This window comes from Chitinophaga sp., from assembly GCF_036566945.1.
Lineage (GTDB): Bacteria > Bacteroidota > Bacteroidia > Chitinophagales > Chitinophagaceae > Chitinophaga.
Window position 1 is genome coordinate 1 of record NZ_DATCVJ010000919.1, and the last position, 2,335, is coordinate 2,335.

Genomic DNA, 2,335 nt, shown 5'->3' on the forward strand with positions numbered 1-2,335 from the left:
GTTTCCCACAGCTCGACATCAGCTATAAATATAACGACGCCGCCAAAACCGTGACCGTTATTTTACAGCAGATCCAGAAAGAAGCTAAAGTATGGCAGATCCCCATGGCAATTGATATCTATGCTGGTGGTAAAGCCGAAAGACATCAGATCTTCATGGAAAACCGGGTAGACTCCTTTACTTTCTCTTATACTACCCGTCCGGACCTGGTGAATGTAGATGCTGATAAAGTAGTATTAGCCAAGATAGATGATCACCGCGCTTTCAGCACCTACGCTTATCAGTATGCACATGCGCCTAACTATATGGACCGTCACATTGCCATAGATGAAGCAGCAGACGCGCAGGCCACCAATCCTGAAGCAGTAAAACTGTTACAGTTGGCATTGAAAGATAAATACCATGGCTTAAGAACCTACACCATTGGCAAACTGAATATGGCAAACAGTGCTGTGAAAGCAGCTGCCCTTCCGGTTTTACTGGAACTGGCCAAACAGGATCCAAGTTCGCTGGTACGCGCAGCTGCCTTACAGCAACTGGGTGAACTGAAAGATGCACAATATACTTCCCTGTTTGAAGGTGCTACGAAAGATAAATCTTATGGTGTGGAAGCTGCCGGCCTGGAAGGTCTGGCATCACTGGATCTGGATAAAGCTTATGCAATCGCCAAACAAATGGAAGGCGATACCAAAGGCAAGCTGGTAAATGCGATTGCCGGTGTATATGCACGCAAAGGCAATGCTGCCGATGTTGGTTTTGTGGCTACCAAATTTGATGAAACCAGTGGTCAGGACAAGCTGAATGCAGCTTTCGACTATCTTGGCTTCTTATCAAAAGTGAACAATACCGCTGCGGTAACGAAAGGCGTGGATCAGGTAAAAGCCATGACCGCACAGTTCAGCAATCCACAGGTAAGCACCTATATCAGTAACTGGATGCAGGAAATCAGCAAGAGTAAATCCCAGGAAGCAACATCTGTTACTGGTACCAACAGGGATGAGCTGCTGAAGCAATCAGAGTATATGCGTAAGGCTGCTGAAGAAATAAGGAAATCAATTAAAGAGTAAAGCCGCGCGGAGGTTGTCTTACCCAGGATTATACTGATTTAGATGATTTCCCGGATTTTTACTTTTTATGATTTTGAGGATAAAAAGATTAGCGAATACCAGTGCGGTTATCCACATCGGTATTCGCTAATCTTTTTTAATCTTATAAAATCAAAAAAACAAAATCCGGGAAATCATCTAAATCAGTATAATCCTGAACAAAGACAAAAAATCGCTGCACTACAATTCTACTTCTACCAATGCTTTAATCGCGGGATCCCAGCGCCAGGGGGTATCTGCCAACTTTACGCCACCCAGCCAGCGGTGTTCCAGGGAAACATAGTCCAGGTAATTTTCTTCTTCTTCCAATATTTCTCTTCCCAGGCTGGTAATCTTCAGCATCTGATCATGTTCTTCTATCACACCAGCATTCACCATTCTATGGATGAGGATATCCAGTTGAAAATTGCTGAAGCCATATATTTCGAGTTCATCCCAGAAGATCATGTAGAGATCATACCAGCGATAGCTACCCAGTACGAGTCGCAGCAGAAAATAGTGTTCAATGGCATTGAGTCCGGTGTTTACATCCGGAAATCTTTTCAGATGGGCAGTAATGGCTGCCGGCAGGGCAGTTAGATTTCCGGCAGATAGTTTACTGATCGTTTCCAGCACCTGTGGCGTATGGAGACACCAGGCATCCCACACATCAGCGGCCCATATCAGGTCATCGGGCTGCAGCCTGACGCGCTGCTCAAATAATTTGGGAAAGTCTTGTTGCTGTGCCTGATGTGGCAAGTCAACGATACTAATGGGGGGAAGTGTAGGGAGTTTACTGACGATGTAGTGCAGGATAAACAGCATATTTATCTGGCAAAACAGGTCGTATTCAAACCAGAGGATGATTTCATCAGCGGAGGAGCCGGAGAGATCTAACTTCTCCAGCTCCTGTACTACATTGGTATAATAGGTTTGCTTATCTATTCCGTATTGGTATTCGAGGTGTTTGGCGCGACTTTCAAAGAATTCAGTAAGGTCTTTGGTATACTTTACTTTTCCTTCGCACATCATTTCTCTACATACTACAACTTCTCCCGGCACCTCACTTTGCCGGAACAAGGTAAGGATAGCATCTCCATTTAACACATGCAAGTATGACATAAAATAGTTTTCACCTGTTACCAGCTACCACTGGCGCCGCCGCCACCGCCGGATCCTCCTCCGAAGCCACCGAAGCCGCCTCCTCCTGAACCTCCGCCGCCTGACCAGCCACCGCCGCCACCGCTGAA

The 2,335-nt window shown here is 45.8% G+C and carries 2 protein-coding genes; one reads left to right on the forward strand and one right to left on the reverse strand.

What is annotated here, in order from left to right; all coding sequences use genetic code 11:
• Positions 1-1,067, forward strand: a 1,067-nt coding sequence (locus VIP81_RS27685; protein ID WP_331969095.1) for a HEAT repeat domain-containing protein, incomplete at its 5' end; no start/stop codon positions are given.
• 219 nt (positions 1,068-1,286) lie between these two features.
• Here VIP81_RS27685 and VIP81_RS27690 read toward each other — a convergent pair.
• Complete coding sequence (locus tag VIP81_RS27690) at positions 1,287-2,207, reverse strand: hypothetical protein (RefSeq protein ID WP_331969098.1); 921 nt, start codon at positions 2,205-2,207, stop codon at positions 1,287-1,289.
• Between the last annotated feature and the right edge of the window lie 128 nt (positions 2,208-2,335).

Bases quoted from the DNA above. Each gene is read 5' to 3' on its own strand.
- VIP81_RS27690 (WP_331969098.1), bottom strand. From the start codon at position 2,207: ATGTCATACTTGCATGTGTTAAATGGAGATGCTATCCTTACCTTGTTC.